The organism is Carnobacterium sp. (assembly GCF_032094055.1).
In the GTDB taxonomy this organism is placed as follows: Bacteria; Bacillota; Bacilli; order Lactobacillales; family Carnobacteriaceae; genus Carnobacterium_A.
Genome location: NZ_DAMDAK010000020.1, coordinates 4,105 through 9,077, shown reverse-complemented (window position 1 = coordinate 9,077; position 4,973 = coordinate 4,105). Strand labels below are relative to the sequence as shown.

The following is a 4,973-nucleotide window of genomic DNA, read 5'->3' as shown; positions in this document are numbered from 1 at the left end:
TTGTCAAAATGAGCTGAAAAAAGGCGATCTGTAATGGTTCTTGCTTCAGAGTTCCCTAACTTTGTCTTAGTTTGTCCTTCAAATTGCGGATCAGGGTGTTTAATCGACACTACAGCGGTCAAACCTTCACGAACATCTTCCCCAGTTAGATTCTCTTCTGATTCTTTTATCAGTTTATTCCGTTTAGCGTAGTCATTAATCACTCGTGTCAGAGCTGTTTTAAATCCTGATTCATGCGTTCCGCCTTCATAGGTATGGATATTATTGGCAAATGTCAATAAGTTGGCGTGGTAGCCGTCCGTATACTGCAAAGCAACTTCTACTGAAATTCCTTGTTGTTCTCCTTCTAAAAAGATAGGGTCTTCAAATAAGACATTTTTATTTTTGTTTAAGAAGGCTACATAGCTTTTAATTCCACCTTCATAATGGTATTCCAATACTTTAGGAGTTTCTTCCCGTTTGTCTTCAATCGTTATTTTTAAGCCACGATTTAAAAAGGCCAATTCTCGTACCCGAACAGCTAAACGTTCAAAATCATAAGTAGTGGTTTCTTTAAAAATTTCAGGATCCGGTAAAAAATGAACGGTTGTCCCATGACGATCCGTATCCCCGATAACTTCCACGTCATTTAAAACAGCCCCTCTAGAATACCCTTGGAAATAAATCTTTCCATTTTTGTGTACACGAACTTCTAAACTAGTGGATAAGGCATTAACGACCGAGCCACCTACACCATGTAAACCACCAGAAACTTTATAGCCTCCGCCACCAAATTTCCCACCGGCATGTAGAATCGTGAAAACCGTCTCAAGAGCAGGACGTCCTGTTTTCTTTTGGATATCTACTGGAATTCCGCGACCGTTATCAATAACTGTTATGCTGTTATCTTCTTCAACGATCACATTGATTTCATTAGCAAATCCAGCTAAAGCTTCATCAATCGAATTATCAACGATCTCCCAAACTAAATGATGCAGTCCTTCACCGCTGGTTGAACCGATGTACATACCTGGACGTTTACGAACAGCTTCCAATCCTTCTAACACTTGAATTTGACTCGCATCATAATCTTGAGCCAAATCGGCTTTGTTTCTCATTTCTTCAGACAAATTCATTCACTCTCCATTTCTACATGACCATTTTCTATATGAAAAATTCTTGGAGCATCAAGCATTTCCTGCTTCACTCCATCTAAACTAGTTGTGGTTAAAAACGTTTGAACTTTATTTTGAATCACTTTTAATAAATGAGTCTGACGTTCATCATCCAATTCGGACAGGACATCATCTAATAGCAAAAGCGGGTATTCTCCTGTCATTTCTTTCATCAAATCAATTTCTGCCAACTTCACGCTTAAAGCTGTAGTTCTTTGTTGCCCTTGAGAGCCAAATGTTTGCACATTGCGCCCGTTGACACTAAATTTCAAGTCGTCACGATGAGGACCAAAAAGCGTAATGCGTTGATCGATTTCGCGTTTTCGTCCTTGTTCATAAGCTTGTAGCAAGTCTGCTTGATTCTGCTTTTTATCTTTCGGATTCGTTAAAACGAGTCCGGAAGCATATTGAATCTCTAAGTGTTCTTTCTGTTGAGAAATTTCTTGATGGATCGGAGCTGCCCAATTACCGAGTTTTTCCACAAATAAAAAGCGCTCCGCCAAGATAGCAGCTCCATGTTCTACTAACTGATCAGTTAACACTTCTAAAAAGGTTACATCTTGTTTTTGTTGAAAAGCTAGCTGTTTCAGATACTGATTTCGCTGTTTCAAGACACGTTGATACTGAACAAGATGATGTAAATAAATAGGGCTCATTTGGCCCATTTCCATATCTATAAATTTCCTTCGGATGGAAGGCGAGCCTTTCACTAAAGATAAATCTTCTGGTGCAAAAAGGATTACGTTCAAGTGGCCAATATATTCACTTAATTTTTTTTGCTCTAGATGATTAAATTTAGCTTTTTTGCCTTTAGTAGAAATAATGAGTTCTAACGGAAATTGAGCATTCTTTTTTTGAACTCTTCCGCTTACTCGTGCAACTTCCTCTTCCCAGCGAATGAGTTCTTTATCATTTGCTGTTCGGTGACTTCTCGCCATCGCCAATACATAGATTGCTTCCATCAAACTGGTTTTTCCTTGAGCATTTTCGCCCAGAAAAACATTAATGCCTTCTGAAAAATGAGCTTGCGCACTTTCATAATTACGGTAATTTGAAAGTTGGATATCTTTCAAAAACATTAACGTTCATCCTCAGAAGCCTGACTGAACGAGTCAACAGATTGTATGAAAAAAGTCCCTTCTTCAGGGATTTCTACAACTGTACCTGGATACAGTTTTTTGCCTCTTCGATTTTCTAATTCATTGTTTACTAAAATAGTATGTTCTGCTAAATACCATTTAGCCATTCCGCCGCTGCTGATAATGTCGGCATGCTTTAAAAATTGGCCCAATGTAATGAATTCGTTCTCAATCATGATATTCTTTTTCATAAAATCACCTGCTTTCAATAAAATAAGCGTGGAGTATAAAAAACCCACGCATTTCGCACTTCTTTGTTAATACTATTATACCTCTTTTTTCTCCATATTACAAATAATATTAGAAAATAAACCAGCTTCATTACATTTTGATAAACAAATACAAAAAGACCCTAAAAAGCTAAAAGTTCCTTAAAAGGGTAAAAAAAGGCTTTTTTTGAAGGAGGATAAAAAAATGAGTCGCATTTACTCGAGCTAGTTCTGAAAATAGTAAGTCAGAATAAAAAATAGAACTGCTCTCACATGTTTCCGTTCAGAATCTAATGCAGAGAGGCAGTTCTATTTTAAATTTTTAACTATCTTTAGGTAGGATGTAAAACTATTTTATCCCTTGTTGTTAGGCTGGAATACAAAATTTGACTAATGTTAGCTAATTTTTCTGTCTTTTATTGTGCAGTATAGCCGCCATCAACTGCCAATTCAGTACCTGTCACATATTTAGATTCGTCTGAAGCTAGATATACGCAAGCATAAGCAATATCGTCAGCGTCGCCAACATACTTCAGTGGTATCCCTTGAAGCATCTTATCCAAAATTGTGGGTATGGATAAAGAAGGAGCAGACATTGGCGTTTTAATTGTTCCTGGGTGAATTGAGTTGCAACGGATATGATCTGGTCCATAATTTACTGCAACATTTTTAGTGAGCAAACGAACGCCGCCTTTTGAAGCTGTATAAGAAAAAGGACCGCCAGAACCAACTAATCCGGCAATTGAAGAAATATTTACGATCGATCCGCCGCCATTCTTTTTCATGACTGGAATCACTCGATTAATACCCAAATAAACACTCTTCAAGTTAATATCGATTACTTTTTGCCATTCTTCTTCATCCGTTAATTCAGCAGATTTTGTATAATCTCCAGTAATCCCTGCATTGTTAATCAAAATATCAATTTTTCCAAAAGCTTTCAGTGTTTCTTCTTTGACATGATCCCAATCAGCTCCAGAAGCAACATTTTGTTTAATCGCGATCGCTTCTCCGCCTTTTTCTTTGATATCAGAAAGCAATTCTTGCATTTTTTCTTCTTGAAGATCTGTTAGTACAACTTTAGCCCCTTCTTTTATAAACATAACAGCTGTTGCCGCTCCCATTCCATTAGCTGCTCCAGTAATGATTGCTACTTTGTTTTCTAAACGTCCCATTTTAAAATGTTCCTTTCCATAAATAACCTTAATAATTTTATTTTAGCGATTAGTGAAGCTATTTACAAGAAATTAGGAAAGAAATTCTATTATTAAGAAATTTCATTGCTAAATCATAGTGTGTTTGAAAAAGGCCAAAATAAAAGACTGTTTTTCTGTAAAGATAGAAAAACAGTCTTGCTTTTTTAAAATGTTCGAACAGGTGTAATCAATTGAATAAAGTTTTGATCGTTTTCACTTGGAACTAAAATAAATGGCCGAACAGGCGATGTAAATTTTATTTTGATATCTGTTTGCCCAAATGTTCTTAGCGCATCTTTCATGTAGTCTGGGTTGAAAGACAATTCGATTGGTTCGCCTTCAACAGCCAAGTAATCAACTTCTTCTTGCACGTTTCCTACATCAGGAGAGTTTCCGGAAAGTTTCACTAATTCTGGGTTGACCGTAATTTTGACAACATTATTTTTACCTTCATGTGACAATAACGATGCCCGTTCAATTGCTCCTAAAAGCACTGTGGCATTAAATTCAACTTCAGATGATGAGCTGTCAGGAATCAGACGTTTTGTATCGGGATAGTAGCCTTCTAAAAGACGAGAATAGAAATACATATTTTCTGTTTTGAATAGAACTTGGTTTTCAGTAACCATCATTTCTAAGTTCTCAGAATTATCCACTAATGTACGAGCAAGTTCAATCAAACTTTTTCCTGGAATAATGACATTGTATTTCTTGCTTGCTTGTTCTTCTGTCATCTCCAATGGAATAATGCGTTGGCTCAAACGGTGACTATCAGTAGCCACAGCTAAAAGTTGACTATTTTCAATAACCATATTGACACCAGTCAAAATAGGTCGGCTTTCATGAGTTGAAATAGCAATAACAGTTTGACCAATGACTTGTTTGAATAAACCCACTGGTAAAGTAAAAGATTCATTTGTATCAATAACTGGTAAATGAGGGTAATTATTAGCATCTAAGCCATTAATGGTAAAAGATGCTGTTGCTGAAGTGATCAAGGTTTGAAAATGATCCAATACTTCTAATTCCATCGTTTCTTCAGGTAATTTTTTTACAATTTCACTAAAAAAACGAGCTTGTAAGACGATGCTGCCAGTTTTTTCAATGGTTAAAGCATTGGTTTCATCGGTTACTGGAATAAATGTTTCGATGGAAATATCTGAATCACTTCCTGTTAAGGTAAGTCCTTCTTCATTAGCGACGATTTTGATCCCTGTTAAAATCGGAATAGTCGTTCTTGAAGAAATTGCACGTTGGACATCTGCAATGCTTTTT

4 protein-coding genes and 1 pseudogene are annotated in these 4,973 nt (G+C 36.5%); all 5 read right to left on the bottom strand.

The window, feature by feature from the left end:
* On the bottom strand, positions 1-1,097 hold a 1,097-nt coding region (locus RT405_RS04820), incomplete at its 3' end, for an ATP-binding protein (RefSeq protein ID WP_396163292.1).
* A 14-nt stretch (positions 1,098-1,111) separates the two neighbouring features.
* Positions 1,112-2,233, bottom strand: coding sequence for a DNA replication/repair protein RecF (gene recF, locus RT405_RS04815; RefSeq protein ID WP_313468037.1), 1,122 nt, complete (start codon positions 2,231-2,233; stop codon positions 1,112-1,114).
* Complete coding sequence (gene yaaA, locus RT405_RS04810) at positions 2,233-2,484, bottom strand: S4 domain-containing protein YaaA (protein ID WP_313468035.1); 252 nt, start codon at positions 2,482-2,484, stop codon at positions 2,233-2,235. The genes recF and yaaA overlap by 1 nt, the downstream gene beginning before the upstream one ends.
* A gap of 434 nt (positions 2,485-2,918) precedes the next feature.
* On the bottom strand, positions 2,919-3,677 hold the full coding sequence (locus RT405_RS04805) for an SDR family oxidoreductase (protein WP_313468034.1): 759 nt from the start codon (positions 3,675-3,677) through the stop codon (positions 2,919-2,921).
* Positions 3,678-3,862: 185 nt separating this feature from the next.
* Positions 3,863-4,973 (bottom strand): annotated as a pseudogene (gene dnaN / locus RT405_RS04800) (DNA polymerase III subunit beta); the annotation flags it as partial.